The organism is Mesorhizobium sp. M5C.F.Ca.IN.020.29.1.1 (assembly GCF_003997375.1).
Lineage (GTDB): Bacteria > Pseudomonadota > Alphaproteobacteria > Rhizobiales > Rhizobiaceae > Mesorhizobium > Mesorhizobium wenxiniae.
On the sequence record NZ_RZSW01001029.1, the window covers coordinates 1 to 1001 of the forward strand.

At 64.4% G+C, this 1001-nt stretch carries 1 protein-coding gene and 1 pseudogene; both read right to left on the bottom strand.

Annotation, left to right across the window (positions count from 1 at the left end):
- Positions 1-238: pseudogene (locus EOA85_RS35970) on the bottom strand (hypothetical protein); the annotation flags it as partial.
- 62 nt (positions 239-300) lie between these two features.
- Positions 301-981: a queuosine precursor transporter gene (locus EOA85_RS35975; RefSeq protein ID WP_127212780.1), complete on the bottom strand. Its 681-nt coding sequence runs from the start codon at positions 979-981 to the stop codon at positions 301-303.
- Between the last annotated feature and the right edge of the window lie 20 nt (positions 982-1001).

Consider the following 1001-nt stretch of genomic DNA (forward strand, 5'->3'; position numbering starts at 1 on the left):
GGGCGGCGCGCAGCGTGAAGCCCATGCCCAGCCCGCCGATCAGGATTTTCGACTGCCGCCGGCCGGCAATCCTTTGGCAGGACAGCCTGGCCAGCGCTTCCTCGGAGCCGCTGAGGCGGCTGTTCATCAACTCGTTCGAGCCGAGCATGATCGAGAATTCGGCGCCGCGTTGTTTCAGGCGAAGCTCGTGGTCGCCGGCAGGCGTATTCGCGCTATCGAGCTGGTCCCATGGGATCATGCTCGAGACCCTGTGAGCAAGATCTTTTCCGAAAACCGGCGCCCACTCTCAGGGATCATGGTCTATGCCGCCAGTGCCGGCTGGCTCCAGCGGGCGGCAAGCAGCCGGTAGGGGATCAGCGCCACCACGGCGATGATCAGCTTCACGCCAAGGTCGCCGAGCGCCCATGACACCCAGCGCATGGTCTCGACCGGCAGCACGCCCATCAGCGGCGCGGTTTCAAGCGCGAAGCCATCGTTGGGGCCAGCGAAGGCGAACGCCGCTGAAAAGGCGACGGTGAAGAACATGGCGGTGTCGAACACCGAGCCGACCAGCGTGCCGACGATCGGCGCCCGCCACCAGCTCTGCCGGCGCAGCCAATTGAACACGGTCACGTCGAGCAGTTGCGCGATCAGGAACGCGGTGCCGGAAGCCGCCGCAATGCGCACCAGCCGGTCGGCGGCCGTTTCGAACTCGATCAGACCGTAGCGGAACAGCAAGGGCGGGATGACGACCGAGCAGATCACCGCCGCCGTGAAGCCGACAAACACGATCCGGCGCGCCACGGCCGGGCCGTAGCGGCGGTTGGCAAGGTCGGTGACCAGGAAGGAGAAGGGATAGGTGAAGGCGCCCCAGGTCAGAATGTCGGCCAGCGACAAGCCGCCGATCGCACCTTGCAGCGGGAACTGCACAAGGATGTTCGACGTCACCACGACAAGCGCCATGGCCGCAACAAAGGGCAGGTATCGGGAAAAAAAACTCATTTTTTTATCCTGGGTAATGG